Raw genomic sequence first — 21,011 nt, 5'->3', positions numbered from 1 at the left:
TCCTCTGTCTTCGCACAGAGTAGGCCGGGGACCGGCCGCGGCAGCCGGTCCCGCGTGGACAGTCAGGGATTCGTAACACTCTTGCGCAGCCCGGCCTCTTCCAGCAGCGGCACGATCTGCGTGCCGAAGAAGTCGAGTTCGGGCTGGTAGTCGTAGAAGGTCAGCTGAACGCCGTCGATGCCCGTTTCGTGCAGGCGGCGCAGCTTGTCCGTGACCTCCTCGGGCGAACCGACGATGTGCAGGTGCCCGCCGACCGCGCGACCACGGGCGGAGTGCTCGAGCCACGACTGGCTGTCGCCCGCGGTGTGGCGGTCGGTGAACGCGCCGATCGCACCGAGGTCGGCGTGGTCCATGATCGCCTGGTAGCGCGCGTGCGCCTCAGCGCTCGTGGGCGCCGAAACGACCGTGGGATTGATCACTACACGCACTTCGCGGCCCTGGTCCCGCGCAGCCTGCTTCACCTTCTCCACGTGTGCCGGCAACGCCTCCAGCGCGCGGTCGATGTTCTCGCCCGCCGGGCTGGAGATGAACACGAGGTCGGAGTTGCGGCCCGCGAACGCGAAACCCGCCGGGGAACCGCTGGCGGACACCAGGATCGGGCGGCCGTACTTCGGCAGCGGCGACGCGTAGGCCTCCTGCAGCGAGTAGTGCTCGCCGTGGAACGTCAGGTTGTCCTCCCCGGCCCAGAGGTCCTTGCAGACGGCGACGAACTCGTCGGCCATCGCGTAGCGCTTGTCGTGCTCGGGCTTGAGCTGCCCGAACATCGCGGGCTCGGTGTCGGCGTAGCCGGTGACGATGTTCGCGCCGAAGCGCCCGCCCGAGATGTGGTCGGCGGTGGCGAGGAACTTGGCCAGGTGCAACGGGTGCCACGGCCCGTACAGCACGTGCACCGTGCCCAGCAACAGGATTGACTCCGTCGCCGACGCGAGCGCGATCGCCGAGACGAACGGGTCGAGGAAGTTCTCGCGGTAGTGCGTCTGGCCGCCGAACCCGCCCTTGGGCAGCCACTGCGACAGCCCGAACGCGATGTCGAACCCGTACTTCTCCGCCTGCTGCGCCAGCGCCCGGTTGTAGTCGAACGTCCAGTCCGTCCCGCGCGGCAACGTCGACTGCGACCACCCACCCGTCTGCAGCGGCAGGAAGACCCCCAGCAGCAACGGCTGCCGCAACACCCGGCTCAACGGGCTGTCCGGGAAATCCTGCGGCTGCGCCGGCTCCGCCAACCGAGCCCGATCACGTTCGGACATGCACCACTCCTCGCCCTCGTCCGCCGCGACAATAGGTTGGACGTCAGACGTCTGGCGAGGTTGTCCAAGATCTGGGACGCCGTCCTGGGACTCAGCGTCGAGCGAGGGCGGCGGCGAGGTCGGGGCCGAAGTCGCCGGCACGGCTGGACGGGGCGGTTCCGCACGGCCCGTCGGAAATGCCCGGCACGGTGAGCCACAGCTGCTGCGGAGCGCCGTCATCGGAGAGCACCTCGTACGACCCGATTCGCGCACCGGCCGGGTTACCCGCACCGGAGACCGGCTTGCCGTTGCGGCTGCTGTCGATCACGGCGGTGTAGTCGCGTTTCCCGGCGATCGCGGCAAGGGCCCGGCTGATCGCCCGGCTGATCGCGATGGCCACGCGTTCGGGCGCGTAGCCGCCGACGTTGGTGGTGAACCCGTCGACGTCCGGCCCGCTCGCCGCAACCCGCTGCGCGGCAACCTCCGGCGACGCCGCATCGGACACGTCGAGCAGCACCTTCGTCCGGGCCGCTGACGCCAAAGCGTGGGCAGCGTCACCGGATTCGCAGTGGCGCCCCCGACGACGATCAGCGCGCGGTCGTCCCCCAGCCCTCGCGCCACCTCGCCGAATTACCGCGCACCCCCGTCCGCACACGCACCGGCCCGATCCGCGTCGAGCAGCAGGATCGGCAGCTTCCGCCCGCCGCGGCGGCGGTCACCGCTGCCCGGACTTCCTCGCGGGCAGTTGCCGCGGGCTCCGCGATCAGCGTGGCCGCCGGCCTCGTGGCGATCCGCGTCCGGATCGAGTCCGTGCGCGGGCCGGGCGGCGCTGTCCGCACCCATTTCGCGGCGGGGTTGTCGGGATTGACATAGAAGCCATCCGCGCCGGCGAGCAACGCGTACGGCGGTCGCGCCGGCTGGGGCGGATCGAACGCCTTCGCCGTCGGCCCGCATGCGGCCAGCAGCACGACAACAGGCGAAAGCAGCGCGGCCTTCGGATTCGCCTTCACGGGACGGCGCACCTCTCAGCCGGCCGAAGCATTCAACGCATCCAGCAGCCAGGTGTGCGTGACGCCCATCGGGGCCGGTTCGCCTGTGACCTGGCCCGCCAGGGTCCAGTAGGTGCGCACGCGGGGGTCGCGGTCGGGGGCCGTGCGGTGGTTGAGGGCGCGGCGGAAGGCCGGGGTGTCGGTGGCGCGCAGGGCGGCGGCGTGGGCGGCGACGAAGCGGTCGAGAGCCGGGCCCGGCGTCGGGCGGGTGCCCGACGTCACGGCGGGGAAGGCGAGCTCGCAGGCCTGGGCCACCTCGGCGTGGAGGGCGGCGAGGTCGGAGATCCGGTCGTGGTCGACCAGCGTGCTGGTGCGCAGCGCATCGACAAACGAGCGGTCCGAGGCGAGCAGGACGAGTGACGCGTAGGCGATCACCTGCGCGGGCGTCGGCAGCTCCGGGGGCGGCGGCGCGCTGATGTCCAGGAACATGCGGGCCGAGTCGGCGGGAACGGGGCCGGTGGTCATGGGGTGCCAGAGGCGGACGAGAACGTCGTGGGCGGCGTACCCGTCTTCCACGGCGGAGAGCAGTTCGAGGCGCGCGGGCCGGTCGAGCGGGGTCGCGTCCTCGACGGCGCGCAGGACAGACCGTCGCCAGGCCAGCGTCGCGACCTCGCGGTCCAAGGCGGCGCGTTCGGCCGCGACGGCGTCGGCCAGGGAGCGGCGGCCGGCGAGGACGTCGGTGATCAGCGGCAGCCCCAGGCCCAGGCCGCGCATCCGGCGGACGAGCGTGAGCCGCTCGACGGCGTCCTCGGCGAAGCGGCGGTGGCCGCCCACGCTGCGGGTGGGTTCGAGCAGGCCTTCGTCGCAGTAGAAGCGGATCGTGCGGACGGGCACGCCGGTCCGTCGCGCCAGGTCGCCGATCCCCAGTGTGACCTCGGTCACCATCGGTAGAACCTCCAGCCGGATGGAGTTCCTACGGTACGGCCATGGACACCACCCGACTCGCCGACGCACTCCACCACCACACCGACGCCCTCGCGAAAGCCGCGGCCGGCGCCGACCCCGACGCCCGCGTGCCGACGTGTCCTGACTGGCCGCTGCGCGTGCTCGTCGGCCACGTCGGCCAGGCGCACCGCTGGTCGGCGAGCATCGTCCGCTCCGGCCCGTCGCCGGTGCCCGACCCGTTCGACGCGGACCCCGGCGACCCGGCTGGCTGGTCCGGCTGGTTGCACGCGGGAGCCGCGGATCTCGTCGACGCGGTGTCCACGAGCGACGGTCCCGTGTGGACGTTCTTCGGCCCGGGACCCGCCACGTTCTGGTTGCGCCGTATGCTCAACGACACCATCGTCCACCACGCCGACGCCGCGGGCCGCGAATTCTCCGTTTCCCCGGATCTCGCCGAGGACGCGATCACCGACTGGCTGGAACTGCTCGCGCACCCCGTCACGCAGACGCTCAAACCCGACGTCGCCGAGCTGCGCGGCACCGGTCAGACCCTGCGGATCGTCCCCGACGACGCCGAGGGCTGGCACCTCACCCGCACTCCGGACGGTATCGAGTGGACCCGTGGCACCGCCTCCGCCGACGCCACGCTCGCCGGCCCGCTGACCGACCTCCTGCTCGTCTTCACCCGCCGTCGTCCCGCCGACGACGTCACGATCACCGGCGACCGCGGCCTCATCGACCACTGGCTGGCCCACAGCGCGGCGTGAGCGCCCACGCCGGGTGGCCCCGCGGCGGCTGAGGACCGCCGTCGGGGAAAAGCTTCTCCCGCAACGTCCCCGGCCGGTACTCGCGCTGCATGAGGCCGCGCGCCTGCAGCAGCGGGACGACGTGGTCCACGAACTCGGTGAAGCTCGTCGGGGAAATCACGTATTCGAGGTTGATCCCGTCGACACCCGCGTCCCGCCAGCGCGCGATGTTCTCGGCAACCTGCTCGGGCGTCCCGACCACGCGTTTGCTGGTACGGCTGAGGATCAGCTCTCCGAGTGTCCAGTCGTCCCGCGTGGTCGAGGCGAGGAGCTTGCGCACGGGCTCCGACACCTCGCGCAGCCGCAGGTCGCCGACGAGTGCGTCCGGGTCGTCGAGGCCGAAGTCGTGCCCGGCGAACACCGACGCGCGCGCCAGGTTCCCTTCCACGGTCTGGCGCTCCAGCAGCTCGGCGTGGCGCCGCCGGGCCTCGGCCTCGGTACGGGCGAGCAAGTAGGACTGCGGCACGAAAACCTTGACGTGCGCCGGGTTCCGGCCCTCGGCGGCCGCCGCCCAGCGCACGTCGGCGACGATCGGGGCCGCCTCGGCGGGGTCCTGAGAGTTGACGAACAGGCACTCCGCGTACCGGCCGGCGAACGCGCGGCCCGTCGGCGAAACACCGGCGTTGAACAGCACCGGCACCCGCTGCGGCGACGGCTCGCTCAGGTGCGGGCCGTCAAGCCGGTAGTATGGTCCATTGTGGACCACGGCGTGCACCTTGGCCGGATCGGCGAACTCGCGCCGCTCACGATCACGAAGCACCGCGCCGTCTTCCCAGCTGTGCAGCCACAGCTTCAGCACCGCCTGCGTGAAGTCCTCGGCGCGGCCGTAGCGCTCCTCGTGGCCCGGCAGGCCGCCGTAGCCGAGGTTGCGGCCCGCGCCCGGCAGGAACGACGTGACGATGTTCCACGCCACCCGCCCGCCCGTCAGGTGGTCCAGAGTGGACACTTTGCGGGCGAACGGGTACGGGTTTTCTTGCAGGATGTTCTGCGTGAACGTGTAACCCAGGTGTTGCGTGTGGTAGGCGAGCAGCGGGATCAGCACCGAGGGATCGCCGGTCGGGAACTGCATCCCCTCCCGCACTGCCGCGTCGCGCGAGCCGCGGTAGGTCTCGTACGGTGCGAGGACGTCGGCGAAGAAGAGGGTGTCGAATCGGCCGCGCTCCAACGTCCGCGCGAGGTCGAGCCACATCGAGGGGTCGGTGTAGCCGAGCTGACGGCTGTCCGGCTCGGCCCACAGCCCCTGCGCGTGGTGGGAGACGGCGAACATGTGGAACGCGTTGAACAGCATGCGCTCAGGCATCGTCGCCCAGCACCTGCGAGCCGATCACGTCCTTGCAGGTCTCGGCGGAGTAGGCCATCAGCCAGCCCGCCTGCGCGTCGCGGAACCACCGCTCGATCGGCGACGTCTTCAGGTACCCCGAGCCCCCGCCCACGCGCACACCGAGGTCGGCGATCTCGCGCGCGACGTCGTTGGCCAGCAGCTTCGCGCGCATCGTCGCGGGCAGGAACCCGGGCGAGTTCTCGTCGGCGAGCCAGCACATGTGCTGCGCGAACATCGCCGCGGCCTGCAGCCGGCTCTCCAGCTCGCCGACGCCGAAGCGCACCCACTGCTGCTCCGCCACCGTCCCGCCGCCCGGCAGCACCTTCCGGGCGCGTGCGTGCTCGCGCAACGCAGCCAGCGCACCATCGGCCACCCCCAGCGACAACGCCGCCACCCCGGCTCCGATGTGGTTGGGGCGCCGCCGTTTCGACGGCGGGCAGCGGCGCTCGTGCGGCAAGAGCGTGCCGCCGAAGCGGATCAGCCGGCTGCCGCTCGCGCGCAGGCCCATCGCGTCCCAGCTCGGTTGGAACGTCATCGTCGTGGGATCGGCATCGAGCCCGAAGAACGTGGAGACGCCGTCGACCTTCGCGTTGACGAGGAAGTGGTCGGCGATCTCACACCCGGACGAGAAGCGTTTCTCCCCGCTCAGCCGGAAACCGCCGGCCACCGCCTCCGCGGGCTGCTGCGACTGCAGGAACAGGTTCCCGCCCGCCGGCTCGCTCAACGCGTTCGCGAACCGCGCGCCAGCCGCCAGCCGCTCGGCGAAGAACCGCGCCACGTCAGGCTCCGACAGCTCCACCAGCCCCGCCGCCGCGCCGATGTGCATCACCCACACACACGCCGTCGACGGGCAGGCCGCACTCAGCAGCCGGACGATCGCGCCGTAACTGCGGTAGCTCAGGTCCTGGCCGCCGTACTCGGCCGGCAGCAGCGCGGTGTCGAGTCCGCTGGCGTTCAGCCGTCGGAGGTTCTCGACAGGTAACTCGCCGGTCCGGTCTCGTTCGGCCGTCGTGAGCGCGAACTCAGCGGCAAGCTGCGCCGCGAAGTCCACCCAGTGCTGCTCGTGAGCCGGCGGTCCGAGCGGATGTCCGGCAGCCATGACGCCTCCCCTGTTCGGCAACTCCCGATTGGCGATCTTGCCAGGAAAAGGCCTTCGTGGTCAGGCGCTCGTGCAGGCAGAATCCCCGCATGCGCAACCACCTGCACGAGCCCGCACTCAAAGCCGTCGTCGAGAGGTACGTGACGCCGGGCCGCAGGTACCTGCAGTTGATCAACACCCAGTTCCTGAGCGACCCGGCGGCGCGGCAGTCCTTCGGCCGCGCAATGGCCGAGGACTCGCTGCACATCACCGAAGACGAGCTCGCGCTGCTGCTCGGCTACGAATGGCGCGCGCAACTCACGGCGTCGTGGCTAGTCGCCTTCGCCCGGCGCGCGGCGCACCGTGAACGGATCGGCGAGCTCCTCCTCGCGAACGAACGCGTCTACGCCGGCCGCGGATTCTGCTTCGCGCTGGCACGATTCGGCACGGAGGAAGACGCACATCTGCTGGCCGACTACCTCCACGCGTTCCTGCCGCGCACCGACCGCGGCGAGCAGGACTCGGCCATGGGCGCGCTCAGCTACCTGGACACGCGGCTGGGCACCGAGTACTCAGCCCGATTCCTCGGCGAAACCGGGCCTTGGGCGCACTGGCTGCACGCCAGGTTCCCCTCTGACCGAGCCGACGTGCCGGTGTCGCTGGATCAGTCGCGTGACCTCATCCGGACGCAATGCTCGTACGCCGACCTCTGCATGGAAGCCCTGCCGCCCACCCACTGAACAGATCAGGACGTCAGCTCCGCCACCGCCGCGTGCAGGGCCAGCAAGCCCGGCACCGTCTCCGGCGGGCGGCGGCCCAAGCCGCATTCCGTGGCGATGCCGAAGGAGTCCACAGCGGACAGTGCGGCCGCGATGCGTTTGCGGGCACCGGGTTCGCCGTCCGCGTCGTGCACAAGACCGAGGTACAGCTCGGTTTCAGCGGGCAACGCCAAGGACCGCAGCGGCGCGAAGTACTCCGGATCCGTCCGGCCGATCGGCACGGGCAGGTGAATCCACCCCAGCGGCCGCGAAAGCCGTGCGGCCAGGGCGTTCGCCACGCGGACCAGGAGCGCGGTGTCCGCGGGTTCGACGAAGTGGCGGCCGCCGCTGTCGCCGTAACACAGGTGGTAGCCGAGGTGGACGTCGGCGGGCACGGCGTTGCCGAGGCGGGTCAGGCGGTCGAGGACGCCGGCCTCGAGATCCGGGACCCAGCTGGGGAAAACGCCCTCCAGCATGCCGAACTCGACGGCGGTGTCCCACTGGATCGCGAGCTGGTCGGCCGGGATGGCGTCGGTGATGAGCTCCAGCTCGCGCAGCATCGCGGCTTCGTAGGCGGGCTCGACGGCGGCCTGGTCGGCGGTGTCCACGTGCACGCAGATCGGGGCCAGGGGCGTCGGCAGGCTGACCTGGAAGCGGACGTCCGGCAGCACCCCCGCCGCGCGCAGGCGCCGGAAGACGACCCACGACGACAGCGCCGCCTGGGCGTAGCCGAGGGGGCCGAAGCGCACCGCCGAAGCGGGACCGGCCAGCCGGTACTTGGGTGTGCTGCTGTACTCACCGCGGTGGACGTCGTCGGTCACCAGGCCGGGGGTGCGCGCGAACACCGCCCGCTGCCAGAACGTCCAGTTCGACCGGACGCCCGTCTCGCCGTCCGTCACCCGCCGGACGAACTCGCCGAGGTGGGCCGAGACCGCGCGGAACACCGTCTCCGAGTCCTCGAGCGGCACGCTGCCGACAAGGTGCACACCACGAGCCATCATGCGCCCCACCGTAAGCCCGCGCGCGGGCGTCCCGGAGGGACCGCGAGCCGAACAGTGGCCGGTCAGACCGCCCGCGGAGGTGGTATCGGGCAGCTCAGACCTGACGCGCCGTCGCCATGGCGCGTTCGGTTTCCCAGAAGGCACGCATCGAGGTGATCAGGCCGTCTTCACCCACGCGGTATACGAAGACGCCGTCGGTGTCGACACGGTAGCCACCGGGCAGGTAGGTGGTGATGGTGCCGATGTTCGCGCACTCCGCGCCCGCGGCGAACGAGTCGCGGATCACGAACTCGAAGCGCTCCACGTGGGCGATCGTCAGGTCCCAGAACGCGCCGATGCCCTCGCGGCCGTGGTTGCCCTTGCCCTGCTCGTCGAACATCGACGGGCCCACCGGGTCCTCCACCACGGCGTCCGGCGCGAACAACGCCAGCCACGCGCCCTTGTCGCCCGCTGCGACCGACGTCATCGAGCGGAAGGACGCCAGGCGAGCCGGCGGTTGGGCCGCGTCGACGTCCCAGCTGACCTCGACACTCATGTCACTCCCCCGATCCGCGGAACTTCGCGATGACCTCTTCGCCGAACTTGCGGATCGCGTCGACCTTCGGGCCCACCTCGGCGTCGAAACCGAGGCCCTCGAACACCCACGGCATCGTGATCGCGTCGGTCACGCCCACCTCGGCTTGCTCGCGGAACCCGTCGAGCCCGAACCGGTCGACGCACACCGCCTGGAACTCGAACGGATCGGCCTCGCGCCCGCGCTCGGCCAGCAGTTCCTTGAGCCGCTTGATCGTGTCGCGCAGCTGGTCGAGCGTCATCATCGCCGACGACCAGCCGTCGCCCACGCGCGCGGCCCGGCGCAGCGCGATGTCGGTGTGGCCGCCGATGTAGAACGGCACGCGCTTCGGCGGCGTCGGGCTCATGCGCAGCTTGTCGAAGTCGAAGAACTCGCCGTGGAACTCGACCATGCCGCCGTCGAGGATCAGGCGCAGCACCTCGATGGCCTCGTCGAAACGCTTGCCGCGCCGCTCGTACGGGGCGCCGCACCACTCGAACTCCTCCGGCGACCAGCCGATGCCGAGCCCGAGGCAGAACCGGCCGCCGGTCAGGGCCGCCACCGAGTTCACCTGACGCGCGAGCAGGACCGGGTTGCGCGAGCCGAGCTTCAGCACGGACGTGTAGAACTCGAGCCGCTCGGTGACCGCACCCATCGACGCGGCCGCCACCAGCGGGTCGACCCAGGGCGTCTCCTCGGTCCAGAACCGGCTGCCGTCGGGCGTGTACGGATAGTCCGCGGACACCTTCTCCGAGTAGAACAGGGAATCCGGCAGGACGATCGAGGAGAATCCGGCCTCCTCGGCGGCGCGGGCGAGCTCGCCCAGCTGATCGAGGGGGTTCATCGCGATCGACAGGGAGAACTTCATCCCCCGACTGTAACGTGTTCTACTTTTCTCGGCCAGAGGTGCTCCACGTCACCTCTCGGGAACCCTCAGCGTACTGTCCGCGTTGTCCGGTTCAAAGGCGGCCACGGGGCCGCCGAGACAAGCTCAACACGTGGAGTGACCCATGGGCACCGCGATCCTGTTGATCGTGCTCGTCCTCGTGATCGTCGGGGGCGGGCTCTACTTCGCCCGGTCGCAGGCCGCTTCGCGGCAGCGGCAGCTCGACGACGCGAAGGCTGATGCGCGCCGCCTCGTCGAACGCCTCGGCGGGCAGGTCCTCAACATCTCCGGCACCGACACGGCCTCACAGCAGGCGATGGCCGACGCCAGCGAGCGCTACAACGCCGCCGGCTCGCAGATGGAACAGGCGCAGACCGTCGAACAGGCTCGGCTGGTGAAGGACACCGCCGTCGAAGGCCTCTACTACGTCCGCGCCGCGCGCACCGCCATGGGCCTCGACCCCGGCCCGGCGCTGCCGGACGAGGCCGAGCGCGAGCGCGCCGGCAAGGTGACCGAGCACCGGAAGGTCGACGTCGAGGGCCAGCACTACGAGGCCTCGCCCGACCCCGGCCAGGACACGCCGTACTACTACCCCGGCGGCCGCGTGGCGGGGCGCCCGGTACCGCAGGGCTGGTACAGCGAGCCGTGGTGGAAGCCCGCACTCGTGGCCGGCGCGTGGGGCCTGGGCTCGATGTTCCTGTTCAGCGCCATGTTCTCCGGCATGGGCGGCATCGCCAGCGCCTCGGCCTGGGAGTCGGGCTACGACGCCGGCCAGCAGGACGCCCTCGAGTCCGGCGACCAGGGCGGCGACGGTGGCGATGGCGGTGACGGCGGCGGCTTCGACGGCGGCGACGGCGGCGGCCAGGACTTCGGCGGCTTCGACGGCGGCGGGTTCGATGGCGGAGGATTCGGCGGCGGCGGCTTCGACTTCTGACCCCACGCACGACCAAGGATCGAGCACCGTGAAGGGCTCCGCGAGGGACTTCGAGTCCCCCGGGGGCCCTTCACGGCTTTCAGCGCGAGTGCCACGCCGGCGGGGAAACACAGAACCCCAGTCATACCAGCGGTTCCACCACTCCGTCCACATCGGACTCACCCCGTGATCGGCCGGATCCCCACCAGCGTCCCCGACAGGTGTTCGGCCGCCGGGCTGCACAGGAAGGCCGCGAACGGCACGATGTCCTCCGACTGCCCGACGCGGCCACCCGGGTAGCGAGCACTCACCCGCGCGATGTGCTCCTCGCTCGCCGCCACCCGCATGCCCGGCGTGACCGTGAGCCCGGGAGCCAGCGCGACCGTACGGATGCCCTGGTCCGCCAGCTCCTGGTGCACCACGTTGCTCAGCAGGTGCACCCCGGCCTTCGACGCGCCGTACGCACCGGCGCCGGGACCGGCCTGGGTGCCGACCATGCTGCCGACGTAGATGATCCGCCCGCCGCCCCCGCGGATCATGATCGGCGCGAAGTGCTTGGTCACGAGGAAACAGCCGACGAGGTTGCTGTCGAGGATCCGTCGCAGATCGGCCAGCTCGAAGTCGAGCACTTTCATCGTGCCGGCGGGCGGCATCCAGCCGGCGTTGCTGATCAGGGCGTCGACCCGGCCCCAGTGCGCGTCGACGGCGGCGGCCGCGGCGCGGACCTGGTCCTCGTCGGACACGTCCGCCACGACCGCCAGCGGCTTCGGCGCGTCCGGCACCTCGGCCACGATTTCGTCCACGGTGCCCGCCGCCTTCGCCGAGCTGCGCGCGAGCACCGCGATCCGCGCGCCCTCGCGGGCCAGCCCCAGCGCGAGCGCGCGGCCGAGCCCCTGCGCCGCGCCGGTGATGACGATGACCTTGTCGCGGATGTCCACCTGCATGTGCACTCCTTTGAAGTGTGGTCTCCAGACTAAGTTTAGCCTTCGACCCAAACTTCGGTACCCTGACTCCGTGACAGGACGACGCGAGGCGAACCGGGCCCGGATGCGGGCGCGCCTGCTCACGGCCGCGCTCAAGCTGTTCGAGGAGGGCGGCTACGAAGCGACGACGATCGACCACATCGCCGCGGAGGCCGACGTCGCGCGCCAGACGGTGCTCAATCACTACCCGCACAAGCGCGATTTCCTCGTCGAATGGGGCCAGGACCGTCGCGACCAGCTGCTCACCGTCGACGATTCCGACGAATCCGCGCGCACCCGACTGCACCGCTACTTCACCGCGTTGGCGGCCATCAACGAGCGCGAACGCACCCTCACCCGGATGCTGCACGTGAGCCTGCGCCACGACGAGGTCGTCGCCCACCAGCACCCCGTGCCCGACGCGACGATCGACGCCATCCGCCAAGGCCAGGACCGCGGCGAGCTGCGCTCGGAACTCCCGCCGCGCACCGTCGCCGAAGTGGTCACCGCGATCTACGGCGACACCCTCCGCCGCTGGCTCACCGACGAGGCACCGCCGTTCGACCTCGCCGCCGCGCTGGCCGAACGACTCGACCTGCTGCTGGACGGCCTCACCGCGTGACTCAGGCGGGCTGACACGACGGGCACCAGTACAGGTTGCGCCCCACGAGCTCCTGGTGCGCCACCGGCGTGCCGCACACCAGGCACGGCATCCCGGCACGCCGGTAGACGTACACCTCGCCGCCGTGCCGGTCGTCGCGCGGCGCGCGGCCCTGCGCGGCCGGCATGTGCTCCGGCGCCACCGTGTCGATGCGGCCGATGCGCACGCCGTGGCGCATCAACGTCACCAGGTCGGCCCACATCTCGTCCCACAGCCCGCGATCGAGCGCGCGGCCGGGCACCATCGGGGCGACGCCGTGGCGGAACAGCACCTCGGCGCGGTACACGTTGCCGACACCGGCGAGCACCGCTTGGTCCATCAGCAACGCGGCCACCGACGTGCGCGAACGCGAGATCCGATCCCACGCGAGATCGGGCTTGGCGTCGCGGCGCAACGGGTCGGGCCCGAGCCGCGCCTTGATCGCGTCCACCTGGGCCGCGTCGAGCAGCTCACACCGCGTCGGACCGCGCAGATCGGTCCAGTGCGTGCGCCCGATCAAGCGCATCCGCACTTGGCCGACCGGTTCGGTCTCCGGCAGCGGCGTTTCGCCGAACGTGCCGTACAGGCCGAGGTGGACGTGCACCGTCCCGTGTGGACCGTAGTCGTGGAACAGGTGCTTGCCGTACGCCTCGGCGGACTCCAGCACCTGCCCGTCGAGCTTCACCGCTTCCTCGGCGAACCGGCCCTGCGGGCTGGACACCGAGACGGGCGCGCCGGCGTAGCGGCGTTCGTGCAGACGGGCGAGGCGGTGGAGAGTGTGCCCTTCGGGCATCAGGCTTCCGGCAAGGGCGGGGGCGTGCCGGTGCGCTCGTAGTCGAGCAGTTGCTGGATCCGGCGCCCGTGGCGCTCCTCCGGCGAAGGCTCGGTGGCCAGGAAGGCCTCGACGATCTCCGTGGCCTGCTCGACGGTGTGCATACGCGCGCCGACGCCGAGCACCTGCGCGTGGTTGTGCTCGCGGCACAACTGCGCCGTCTCGACACTCCAGCCGAGACCCGCGCGGATGCCGGGCACCTTGTTGGCGGCGATCTGCTCGCCGTTGCCCGAGCCGCCGATCACGATGCCCAGGCTGCCCTCGTCGCCGGACACGCGCAGCGCCGCGGCCACGCAGTAGGCGGGGTAGTCGTCGACCGGGTCGTAAGTGTGCGGACCGACGTCGACTACTTCGTGCCCCTGGCCCGCGAGGTGGCTGGCCAGGTGGTTCTTCAGCTCGAAACCGGCATGGTCGGATCCCAAGTAGACACGCACAGCGGCGAGTCTGCCATCACCGCCGGTGGCGGGCATGCTCTGGGGGTGGACACGTGGGAGCAGCCGGGACACGACGTGCGGCTCGAATGGGGTGCCGAAGGCGTCACGGCGCTCGGCGGCGCGTGCGCGGTGCTTGTGGTGGTCGACGTGCTTTCCTTCTGCACCACCACGGATCTCGTCGCCGCGCGCGGCGGCCGGGTGCTGCCGGTGCGCTGGCGCGACGAACGCGGCGTCGCCGAAGCGCGAGCCGAGGGCGCGGTCGTCGCGGGTGAGGCGGCGTGGACGCTGCGGCCCTCGTCTGTGACGGACATCCCGTCCGGCACGCTGCTCGCGCTGCCCTCGCCCAACGGCGCCACCCTGACCGCCGCGGCCGCCGCCACCGGCGCCCACGTGCTGGCGGGCTGCCTGCGCAACGCATCGGCCGTCGCGGCGAAGGCGCTCGAACTGGCGGCCGGGCGGCCCGTCGGCGTGATCCCGGCCGGCGAACGCTGGGGCATCGACCTGCTCGGCGAGGGCAAGCACTTCGGACCCCTGCGCCCTTGTGTGGAAGACCAACTGGGCGCGGGCGCGATCGCCGCGGCCCTCGCCCGCCACGGCCGCACGCTCTCGGCGGAAGCCGCTCTCGCAGCCATGGCCTACGCGGGCACCGACCTCTCGCACGCCCTGCGCACGTGCTCGTCCGGCCGCGAACTGACCGCGGCCGGCCACCCCGGCGACGTCGAGCTCGCCGCGCAAACTGACGTCAGCACCACTGCGCCCACCCTGCGCGGGAAAACCCTGGAGGCGGAATGACTTGGACCGAGGTAGCCGAAGGCGTGCACGCGCGGCGCTACGAAGAGCTCGACCTGACCACGGGACTGGTGATCGGCGCCGAGCGCTGCCTGGTGATCGACACCCGCGGCGACGTCGACCAGGGCGCTGAGCTCGCCGCGGCCGTGCGGGAGCTGACGGACCTGCCGTGGAGCGTCGTCTACACGCACGCGCACTTCGACCACAGCTTCGGCACCACGCCGTTCCTGCCGTGCGACGTCTGGGCCCACGAACGCTGCCTGCGCGAGCTGCTGGACCACGGCGACACCACGAAGGCCAAGCGGAGCGCGAAATACCGCGCCGAGGGCAAGCCCGAGATCGCCGACGCCCTCGACCGCACCGGCATCATGCCGCCCGACCGGCTCGTGATCGACCGGGCCGAGCTCGACCTCGGCGGCCGCACCGTCGCGCTCGTGCACCCGGGCCGCGCGCACACCGACCACGACCTGGTGGTGCACGTGGCCGACGCGGGCGTCGTGTTCGCCGGCGACGTGGTGGAGCACGGGCCTAAGGGCTTCACCGCGGACTCGTTCAGCGACGAGACCCACCTCGGCGAGTGGCCGGGCGCGCTCGAGGCGATCATCGCGCTCGACCCGCGGATCGTGGTGCCCGGGCACGGCGAGCCCGTGGACCCCGGGTTCGTCCGGGAGCACCGCGACGGGCTGCGCCGGCTCAACGAGCTGAAGGCCGCCGTGGTGGCCGGGGCCAGTGGGGCGGACGAGGCCGTGGCGGCCTCGCCCTACCCTGCCGGCGTCACGAGGGCCGCGTTCGCGACCCCGTGAAACCTCAGTCGAAGTTCAGCTCACCCGTGCGGGTGCGCTTGAGCTCGAAGAAGTCCGGGTAGCTCGCCATCGCGACGGCGCCGTCGAACAGCTTCAGCGCGTCGTCGCCGCGCGGGATCGAGCTGAGCACCGGGCCGAAGAACGCTACGCCGTCGATGTGGATGGTCGGCGTGCCGACGTCCATGCCGACCGGATCCATGCCCTCGTGGTGGCTCTTCTTCAACGCCTCGTCGTACTCGGTCGAGTCGGCGGCCTCGATCAGCTCGGCCGGCGCGCCGATCACTTCGAGGACCTCCTTGAGGACGACGTCGAAGTCCTTGTTGCCCTGGTTGTGGTAGCGCGTGCCGAACTCCGTGTAGAAGTCGCGCAGCGCCCCCTCGCCCTTCGCGGCGGCCAGCGCGGTGGCCACGCGGACCGGGCGCCAGCCCTTGTCCATCAGTTCCTGGTAGCGCTCCGGCAGCTCTTCCCGGCCCGAGTTCAGCACGGACAGGCTCATGATCCGGAAGTTCAGGTCCAGCTCGCGGTGCTTCTCGACCTCGAGGATCCACCGCGAGGTGATCCACGCGAACGGACAGATCGGGTCGAAATAGAAGTCCACCTTGGTGGGCTGGGACGCAGCGGTCATCTCAACGAGCTCCTCGCGAGGTTGGACGTCGGCAGGCATGCCTTTGCGGAGTGGGTGTCACCCACACTGAGCGCCAACGCGCGCGATAGGCCCGGTTGTTCCCCGTCGCCCGAGGACCGCTTCGCATGATTGGATGACCGACAGCCCGAAAACCGCAACCGTAATCGAAGACCAGAGGTGCCCGTGCCCGCCCCCAACCTGACTCGTGACGAAGCCAAGCAGCGCTCCGGCCTGCTGGATGTCGCGTCCTACGACATCGTGCTGGACCTGACCGACGGCCACGGCGGTCCCGGTGAGAAGACCTTCCTCTCCACCACCACAGTGCGCTTCTCCGCCACCCGGCCGGGCGAGTCGTCGTGGATCGACCTCGTCGCCGAGGGCGTCCGCTCCGCCGTGCTCAACGGCACCGACCTCGACGTGAGCGCTTACGTCGAGGACAAGGGCATCGCGCTGCCGGAGCTCGCCTCGGACAACGAACTCGTGGTGACCGCGGACTGCCGGTACATGAACACCGGCGAAGGCCTGCACCGCTTCGTCGACCCGGTCGACAACGGCGTGTACCTCTACACGCAGTTCGAGACCGCCGACGCGAAGCGCATGTTCGCCTGCTTCGACCAGCCCGACCTGAAGTCGGTGTACAAGCTCACGGTCCACGCGCCGCGCGACTGGAAGATCGTGTCCAACGCGCTCGTCGAGACCGAAAAGGACACTCCCGACGGCGCCCGTGTGACGAACTTCGCCGTGTCCGAACGGATCTCGACGTACCTGGTCGCGCTCATCGCCGGCCCGTACGCCGAGTGGCGCGACGAGTTCTCCGACGCCCACCGCACGATCCCGCTCGGTATTTACTGCCGCGCGTCGCTCGCGGAGCACATGGACGCCGACCGCCTGTTCGCCGAGACCAAGCAGGGCTTCGGCTTCTTCCACGAGAAGTTCGGCACGCCCTACCCGTTCTCCAAGTACGACCAGCTGTTCGTGCCGGAGTTCAACGCGGGCGCGATGGAGAACGCCGGCGCCGTGACCTTCCTGGAGGACTACGTCTTCCGCAGCCGCGTCACGCGCTACGCCTACGAGCGCCGCGCCGAGACGCTGCTGCACGAAATGGCGCACATGTGGTTCGGCGACCTGGTCACCATGCGCTGGTGGGACGACCTGTGGCTCAACGAGTCGTTCGCGACCTTCGCGAGCGTGTTCGCGCAGGCCGAGGCCACCGAGTACAAGAACGCGTGGACCAGCTTCGCGAACATCGAGAAGTCGTGGGCCTACCGGCAGGACCAGCTGCCCTCCACGCACCCGATCGCGGCCGACATCGTCGACCTGCACGCCGTTGAGGTGAACTTCGATGGCATCACCTACGCCAAGGGCGCGAGCGTCCTGAAGCAGCTCGTGGCCTACGTGGGCATCGAGCACTTCCTCGACGGCTTGAAGGTCTACTTCGGAAAGCACGCGTGGGGCAACGCCACGCTGGCCGACCTGCTGGCCGCGCTGGAAGAGGCGTCCGGGCGCGACCTGTCGTGGTGGAGCGCGCAGTGGCTCGAGACCACGGGCCTCAACTCGCTCAGCCCGCGCTACGAGGTGGCGGCCGACGGCACGTTCGCGTCGTTCGCCGTGGTGCAGACGGGCGCGAAGCCGGGCGCCGGTGAGCTGCGCACGCACCGCGTCGCGGTCGGCGTGTACGACGAAGACGGCGCGGGCAAGGTCGTGCGCACCGAACGCGTGGAGCTGGACGTGTCCGGGGACCGCACCGAGGTGCCGGCGCTGGTCGGCAAGCCGGCGGGCAAGCTCGTGCTGGTCAACGACGACGACCTCACCTACTGCACGATGCGCCTCGACCCGGCGTCGCTGACCACGCTGATCGACAGGATCGCCGACATCGTCGAGCCGCTGCCCCGCACGCTGTGCTGGTCGGCCGCGTGGGAGATGACGCGTGAGGCCGAGCTCAAGGCGCGCGACTTCGTGACGCTGGTGGCGCGCGGCATCCACGCCGAGAGCGAGGTCGGCGTTGTGCAGCGGCTGCTGCTTCAAGCGCAGACGGCGCTGAACTCATACGCGGACCAGAAGTGGGCCGCCGAGCAGGGCTGGCCGGCGCTCACCGGGCGGCTGCTGGAGCTCGCCCAGGGTGCCGAAGCCGGATCCGACCACCAGCTGGCGTTCGTGAACTCGCTGGCCGGCGGCGTGCTCGACGAGGCGACGCTGGGTGTCGTCGCGGGCTGGCTCGACGGCTCCGCGCCGCTGCCCGGGCTCACCGTGGACACCGACCTGCGCTGGCGCCTGCTTCAGGCGCTCGTGGCCCACGGCAAGGCCGGCACCGCGGACATCGAAGCCGAGCTGGCGAAGGACGACACGGCCGCGGGCCGCCGGCACGCCGAGCGGTGCCGCGCGCTGCAGCCGACCGCCGAGGCCAAGGCCGACGCGTGGCAGCGCGCCGTCTACGACGACGAGATCCCCAACGCCGTCAGCGACGCCCTCATCTCGGGCTTCTCGCACCCGGGCCAGAAGCAGCTGCTCGGCAGCTACGTCGAGCGTTACTTCGAGGTCATCGACGAGGTGTGGACGCGTCGCTCCAGCGAGCGCGCCCAGCCGACCGTGATCGGGCTCTACCCCTCGTGGGCCGTCGAGCCGGCCACGGTGACCGCGTCCGACGAGTGGCTCAAGACCGAGCACGCGGCCGCACTGCGCCGGCTCGTGTCCGAAGGCCGCGCCGGCATCGTCCGCGCGCTCGCGGCGCGGGAGTTCGACAGCCAGGTCTGAGAAGTCCGACGGCTCTGCCGCGCGGGGCTTCCCGCTCCCATTCTCCAGGGGAGCGGGAAGCCCCGCGTCGCGTCACCGGCCGGCCGCTCGCGCCATCGCGCTGACCAGCGTCTGAGCGGTCGCCTCCGCGGCGGAGGCGGCGCTCCCGACACCCCAGCCGGCGCGCGTCTCGACGTAGGTGACCGTGGTTCCCTCAGGCGGCACTGCGCTCTCGCGTCGCAACACCTCGGTGCCCGGGCCGTCCGTGGCAACGCCGGTGCGTCCCGGGACGAGTTACTCGGCCGCGAAGAGCTTGCGCCGGCGCGAGGCCGAGCGCCGCCGCCCTCGCCGCGTGCGCCACCATGCCCTTCTTGATCCCTGGGGGGTGCCGGAGCACGCCGTCTGCACAAGGTCCTGACCGAGCACCACCGAGAACGCCGGGAAACACCCGTGAACGCCGAAGGGGGCCTCCTCGACAGTCGAGGAGGCCCCCTTCGGTGCGTCAGGCGGACGTCAGTGCTTCAGGTCCGGCCCGGCCTGGTCGCTCAGCATGCGCAGGGCGTTGACGAGGCCACCGACCAGGTCACCCTCCTTGAACGACGCGACCATGCTCGCCACGGCCAGGTTGGCGCCGCGGTCGGGCAGGCGGACGTGCGAGCGCTCGCCGACCACGATCTCGATCGCGCGCTGCGCGGGCGAGACCGCGAGGACCACGGAGTTGGCCGGGTCCTCGGTCGAGGCCAGCAGCTTCTCGGCTCCGGCGCGGGTGTCCTCGCCGAGGTCGCCGAGGTACACGCTGAAGGCGACGCCGGACTCGCGCGTCGCGAAGGTCAGCGCCTCGTCCAGGCGAGCGAGCTGCTGAACCGAGAACGGGCTGGTCGGCTCGGCGGGCTCGTACATCTTGGCCGCCGAACGGCGGCCGCTGTTGGTGATCACCTCACCAAAGGGCAGGTCCTTCTCCGCGACATCGACCGCGGTGGCCGAGTGCGCGAGTTCACCACTTGCCACGTGCGCCTCCGGCAGCAGTCACGGTGCCCGAGGGCACCACAGAGTCCGGATCGACGGCGTGGTGACCCGCACCGACACCCTCCGGGTTGGCGGTCCACCACATCGCGGGGTACTCCCACGGCTGTCCCGGCCGGTACCGCGGCGTCCCCGAGAACTTCTTCCGCAGGGTGGCCGCACCGACCACCAAGTAGATGGCCAGGGGGATGACCGCGTAGACCAGGATCGTCTCGACAACGTTCACGCCGGTGAGCGTATCGGATGACCCTGGCAGCCACCGCGCGGCGCCGCGCCGAGAGGTGACCGCTTGTCGTGCGGGAGCGCCCGTCCGCCGCTTGGCCCGCGCGCGCTGGAACGTTGGGGCGAAGCCGGGCGGGCCGAAAGGTTGCAACTCAACGTACAGGCGGCCGTACCGGTCGCCCCCGTCTTGTCGGCGCACTGAAATCCTCGTAGCTTTTTCACCTGTACGGGCCTTGCGGTCCGCTCCTCAGCCCCAGCAGGTCACGCACCGGTCCCAGGAGGCCACCTCATGCAGAGCGTCCAGCCCCCCGCACAGGCGATCACCGAGCCCATTTCGTCACCCAGCGAGACCGAATTCCTGCCCGGAACGCGCGTGACGTCCGGCACAAGGGTTACCCGCGGTACTCGGGTCACTCGCGGTACCCGCGTCACCGGCGGCACGCGAGTCACGCGCGGCACCCGGGTCACCCGCGGTACGCGCGTCACCAACGGCACCCGTGTGACGGCCGGCACCCGCGTCACGAGGGGCACCCGCGTGACCCGTGGCACGCGAGTCACGTGCGGCACCCGAGTCACCCGCGTCACCAACGGCACCCGCGTCACCCGGGGCACCCGCGTGACCTTCCAGGCCGACTTCGCGCTGGCCGCCTGAGAAAGCAGAACGCGCGCACCCGGCAAGGGCGCGCGCGTGAAGACGAAGCCGCCGCGCGGACCACGCACGGGCAGCGTTCAGCGAATCATCGGCTCGCCCCGGCCGCCGCACAGGCAGCCGGGGCGCCGACGTGTCAGAGCCTTCCCAACGGGCCGTCAGACAGTCCGTCAGGCCGCGGAACCCAAGTACGGCCGCCACAGCGGGTCGGCCTCCTTGGAGTGCGCCAGCAGGCGCCAGTGCGGGCCGTGGGGCGCCCTCGGCACCACGCGCAGGCGCCAGCCCAGCTCCGAGAGGAGCTTGTCGGCCTTGCGGTGGTTGCACTTGGCGCAGCACGCCACGCAGTTGGTCCAGCTGTGCGGTCCGCCGCGGCTGCGCGGCAGGACGTGGTCGATCGTCTCGGCCCGGCCGCCGCAGTAGGCGCAGCGGTACCGATCGCGGTGCATGAGCCCGGCCCGGGTCAGCGGCACCTTCGCGCGGTACGGCACGCGCACGTACGTGCTGAGCCGGATCACGGACGGGACGGGAAGCGACACGGTCGCGGCGTGCAACTCCACGCCACCCGGGTCGCCGTGGACGACTTCCGCCTTGCCGCACATCACGAGCACCACCGCGCGCCGCATGGGCAACGCGGTGAGGGGCTCGAAGGTGGCGTTCAGCAGCAATACGCGACGGCGGCCCCAGGGCGGGGTCGCCGGGTCCCGGCCTCTACGCTGTCCGGGCGGACGGGAAACTCCCCCTGGTCGGGTCCCCGGCCCGGCCGGGTTCGTTCCGCCGGGTGCGGAACCTCCCGGGCAGGCGCGCAGGACCGTCTCCGGCGACTGCT

General features: G+C 71.1%; 25 protein-coding genes. 8 read left to right on the top strand and 17 right to left on the bottom strand.

Features of this window, described 5'->3' with window-relative positions:
- Positions 1-62: 62 nt before the first annotated feature.
- From AB0383_RS46505 to AB0383_RS46490, 4 genes are all read right to left on the bottom strand, one after another.
- Entirely contained in the window at positions 63-1,247 is a 1,185-nt protein-coding gene (locus AB0383_RS46505; RefSeq protein WP_366190888.1) for an LLM class flavin-dependent oxidoreductase, read from the bottom strand.
- A 91-nt stretch (positions 1,248-1,338) separates the two neighbouring features.
- On the bottom strand, positions 1,339-1,767 hold the full coding sequence (locus AB0383_RS46500; RefSeq protein ID WP_366190886.1) for a glycoside hydrolase family 6 protein: 429 nt from the start codon (positions 1,765-1,767) through the stop codon (positions 1,339-1,341).
- A gap of 46 nt (positions 1,768-1,813) precedes the next feature.
- The gene (locus tag AB0383_RS46495) at positions 1,814-2,236 is read right to left on the bottom strand and encodes a hypothetical protein (RefSeq protein ID WP_366190884.1); all 423 of its coding nucleotides are present in this window, start codon (positions 2,234-2,236) and stop codon (positions 1,814-1,816) included.
- 15 nt (positions 2,237-2,251) lie between these two features.
- A complete protein-coding gene (locus tag AB0383_RS46490; protein WP_366190882.1) occupies positions 2,252-3,160 on the bottom strand; it encodes a MerR family transcriptional regulator in 909 nt (302 codons plus the stop codon).
- A gap of 41 nt (positions 3,161-3,201) precedes the next feature.
- On the opposite strand from AB0383_RS46490, the gene AB0383_RS46485 reads away from it, so the two are divergent.
- Entirely contained in the window at positions 3,202-3,927 is a 726-nt protein-coding gene (locus tag AB0383_RS46485) for a maleylpyruvate isomerase family mycothiol-dependent enzyme (RefSeq protein WP_366190880.1), read from the top strand.
- Here AB0383_RS46485 and AB0383_RS46480 read toward each other — a convergent pair.
- Positions 3,893-5,266: an NtaA/DmoA family FMN-dependent monooxygenase gene (locus AB0383_RS46480; protein ID WP_366190878.1), complete on the bottom strand. Its 1,374-nt coding sequence runs from the start codon at positions 5,264-5,266 to the stop codon at positions 3,893-3,895. The genes AB0383_RS46485 and AB0383_RS46480 overlap by 35 nt on opposite strands.
- On the bottom strand, positions 5,259-6,386 hold the full coding sequence (locus AB0383_RS46475; protein WP_366190876.1) for an acyl-CoA dehydrogenase family protein: 1,128 nt from the start codon (positions 6,384-6,386) through the stop codon (positions 5,259-5,261). The genes AB0383_RS46480 and AB0383_RS46475 overlap by 8 nt, the downstream gene beginning before the upstream one ends.
- An 89-nt stretch (positions 6,387-6,475) precedes the next feature.
- Between AB0383_RS46475 and AB0383_RS46470 the strand changes: the two genes are divergently transcribed.
- The gene (locus AB0383_RS46470) at positions 6,476-7,105 is read left to right on the top strand and encodes a DUF6000 family protein (RefSeq protein ID WP_366190874.1); all 630 of its coding nucleotides are present in this window, start codon (positions 6,476-6,478) and stop codon (positions 7,103-7,105) included.
- A 5-nt stretch (positions 7,106-7,110) separates the two neighbouring features.
- On the opposite strand, the gene AB0383_RS46465 is transcribed toward AB0383_RS46470, so the two are convergent.
- The 3 genes from AB0383_RS46465 to AB0383_RS46455 all read right to left on the bottom strand — a co-directional run bounded on the left by AB0383_RS46465 (position 7,111) and on the right by AB0383_RS46455 (position 9,545).
- A complete protein-coding gene (locus AB0383_RS46465) occupies positions 7,111-8,124 on the bottom strand; it encodes a hypothetical protein (RefSeq protein ID WP_366190872.1) in 1,014 nt (337 codons plus the stop codon).
- Between the two features lie 94 nt (positions 8,125-8,218).
- Positions 8,219-8,659 (bottom strand): nuclear transport factor 2 family protein, encoded by a 441-nt coding sequence (locus AB0383_RS46460; RefSeq protein ID WP_366190870.1) that lies wholly within the window; start codon positions 8,657-8,659, stop codon positions 8,219-8,221.
- A 1-nt stretch (position 8,660) separates the two neighbouring features.
- A complete protein-coding gene (locus AB0383_RS46455; RefSeq protein ID WP_366190868.1) occupies positions 8,661-9,545 on the bottom strand; it encodes a TIGR03619 family F420-dependent LLM class oxidoreductase in 885 nt (294 codons plus the stop codon).
- Positions 9,546-9,687: 142 nt separating this feature from the next.
- On the opposite strand from AB0383_RS46455, the gene AB0383_RS46450 reads away from it, so the two are divergent.
- Complete coding sequence (locus AB0383_RS46450) at positions 9,688-10,497, top strand: hypothetical protein (protein ID WP_364173335.1); 810 nt, start codon at positions 9,688-9,690, stop codon at positions 10,495-10,497.
- Positions 10,498-10,655: 158 nt separating this feature from the next.
- Here AB0383_RS46450 and AB0383_RS46445 read toward each other — a convergent pair whose 3' ends face one another.
- Positions 10,656-11,420 (bottom strand): SDR family oxidoreductase, encoded by a 765-nt coding sequence (locus AB0383_RS46445; RefSeq protein WP_366190865.1) that lies wholly within the window; start codon positions 11,418-11,420, stop codon positions 10,656-10,658.
- A gap of 70 nt (positions 11,421-11,490) precedes the next feature.
- Between AB0383_RS46445 and AB0383_RS46440 the strand changes: the two genes are divergently transcribed.
- Complete coding sequence (locus AB0383_RS46440; RefSeq protein WP_366190863.1) at positions 11,491-12,060, top strand: TetR/AcrR family transcriptional regulator; 570 nt, start codon at positions 11,491-11,493, stop codon at positions 12,058-12,060.
- A gap of 1 nt (position 12,061) precedes the next feature.
- Here AB0383_RS46440 and AB0383_RS46435 read toward each other — a convergent pair whose 3' ends face one another.
- Together AB0383_RS46435 and AB0383_RS46430 are read right to left on the bottom strand one after the other, a co-directional pair.
- Positions 12,062-12,871 (bottom strand): DNA-formamidopyrimidine glycosylase family protein, encoded by an 810-nt coding sequence (locus AB0383_RS46435; RefSeq protein ID WP_366190861.1) that lies wholly within the window; start codon positions 12,869-12,871, stop codon positions 12,062-12,064.
- Entirely contained in the window at positions 12,871-13,344 is a 474-nt protein-coding gene (locus AB0383_RS46430) for a ribose-5-phosphate isomerase (protein ID WP_364173345.1), read from the bottom strand. Before AB0383_RS46430 ends, AB0383_RS46435 begins: the two co-directional genes overlap by 1 nt.
- 45 nt (positions 13,345-13,389) lie before the next feature.
- On the opposite strand from AB0383_RS46430, the gene AB0383_RS46425 reads away from it, so the two are divergent.
- The gene (locus tag AB0383_RS46425; protein WP_366190858.1) at positions 13,390-14,136 is read left to right on the top strand and encodes a 2-phosphosulfolactate phosphatase; all 747 of its coding nucleotides are present in this window, start codon (positions 13,390-13,392) and stop codon (positions 14,134-14,136) included.
- On the top strand, positions 14,133-14,936 hold the full coding sequence (locus tag AB0383_RS46420) for an MBL fold metallo-hydrolase (protein ID WP_366190856.1): 804 nt from the start codon (positions 14,133-14,135) through the stop codon (positions 14,934-14,936). Before AB0383_RS46425 ends, AB0383_RS46420 begins: the two co-directional genes overlap by 4 nt.
- Before the next feature lie 4 nt (positions 14,937-14,940).
- Here the strand turns inward: AB0383_RS46420 and AB0383_RS46415 are convergent, their stop codons facing one another.
- Complete coding sequence (locus AB0383_RS46415) at positions 14,941-15,561, bottom strand: DsbA family protein (protein ID WP_364173354.1); 621 nt, start codon at positions 15,559-15,561, stop codon at positions 14,941-14,943.
- Positions 15,562-15,744: 183 nt separating this feature from the next.
- Between AB0383_RS46415 and pepN the strand changes: the two genes are divergently transcribed.
- Positions 15,745-18,312: an aminopeptidase N gene (gene pepN / locus AB0383_RS46410; RefSeq protein WP_366190854.1), complete on the top strand. Its 2,568-nt coding sequence runs from the start codon at positions 15,745-15,747 to the stop codon at positions 18,310-18,312.
- Between the two features lie 72 nt (positions 18,313-18,384).
- On the opposite strand, the gene AB0383_RS46405 is transcribed toward pepN, so the two are convergent.
- The 3 genes from AB0383_RS46405 to AB0383_RS46395 form a co-directional block, all read right to left on the bottom strand.
- Positions 18,385-18,516: a hypothetical protein gene (locus tag AB0383_RS46405; RefSeq protein ID WP_366190852.1), complete on the bottom strand. Its 132-nt coding sequence runs from the start codon at positions 18,514-18,516 to the stop codon at positions 18,385-18,387.
- 288 nt (positions 18,517-18,804) lie between these two features.
- Positions 18,805-19,299 carry a DUF5130 family protein gene (locus tag AB0383_RS46400; RefSeq protein ID WP_366190850.1) on the bottom strand — a complete coding sequence of 165 codons (495 nt, stop codon included), beginning with the start codon at positions 19,297-19,299 and terminating at the stop codon, positions 18,805-18,807.
- Complete coding sequence (locus tag AB0383_RS46395) at positions 19,286-19,540, bottom strand: hypothetical protein (RefSeq protein WP_220242995.1); 255 nt, start codon at positions 19,538-19,540, stop codon at positions 19,286-19,288. The genes AB0383_RS46400 and AB0383_RS46395 overlap by 14 nt, the downstream gene beginning before the upstream one ends.
- Positions 19,541-19,825: 285 nt before the next feature.
- Between AB0383_RS46395 and AB0383_RS46390 the strand changes: the two genes are divergently transcribed.
- On the top strand, positions 19,826-20,188 hold the full coding sequence (locus AB0383_RS46390; protein WP_366190847.1) for a hypothetical protein: 363 nt from the start codon (positions 19,826-19,828) through the stop codon (positions 20,186-20,188).
- A gap of 167 nt (positions 20,189-20,355) precedes the next feature.
- Here the strand turns inward: AB0383_RS46390 and AB0383_RS46385 are convergent, their stop codons facing one another.
- Positions 20,356-20,808: an HNH endonuclease gene (locus tag AB0383_RS46385; RefSeq protein WP_220246993.1), complete on the bottom strand. Its 453-nt coding sequence runs from the start codon at positions 20,806-20,808 to the stop codon at positions 20,356-20,358.
- Between the last annotated feature and the right edge of the window lie 203 nt (positions 20,809-21,011).

Source organism: Amycolatopsis sp. NPDC051373, assembly GCF_040689465.1.
In the GTDB taxonomy this organism is placed as follows: domain Bacteria; phylum Actinomycetota; class Actinomycetes; order Mycobacteriales; family Pseudonocardiaceae; genus Amycolatopsis.
The sequence above is the reverse complement of the archived record's forward strand: the minus strand, read 5'-3'. Positions and strand labels throughout refer to the sequence as shown.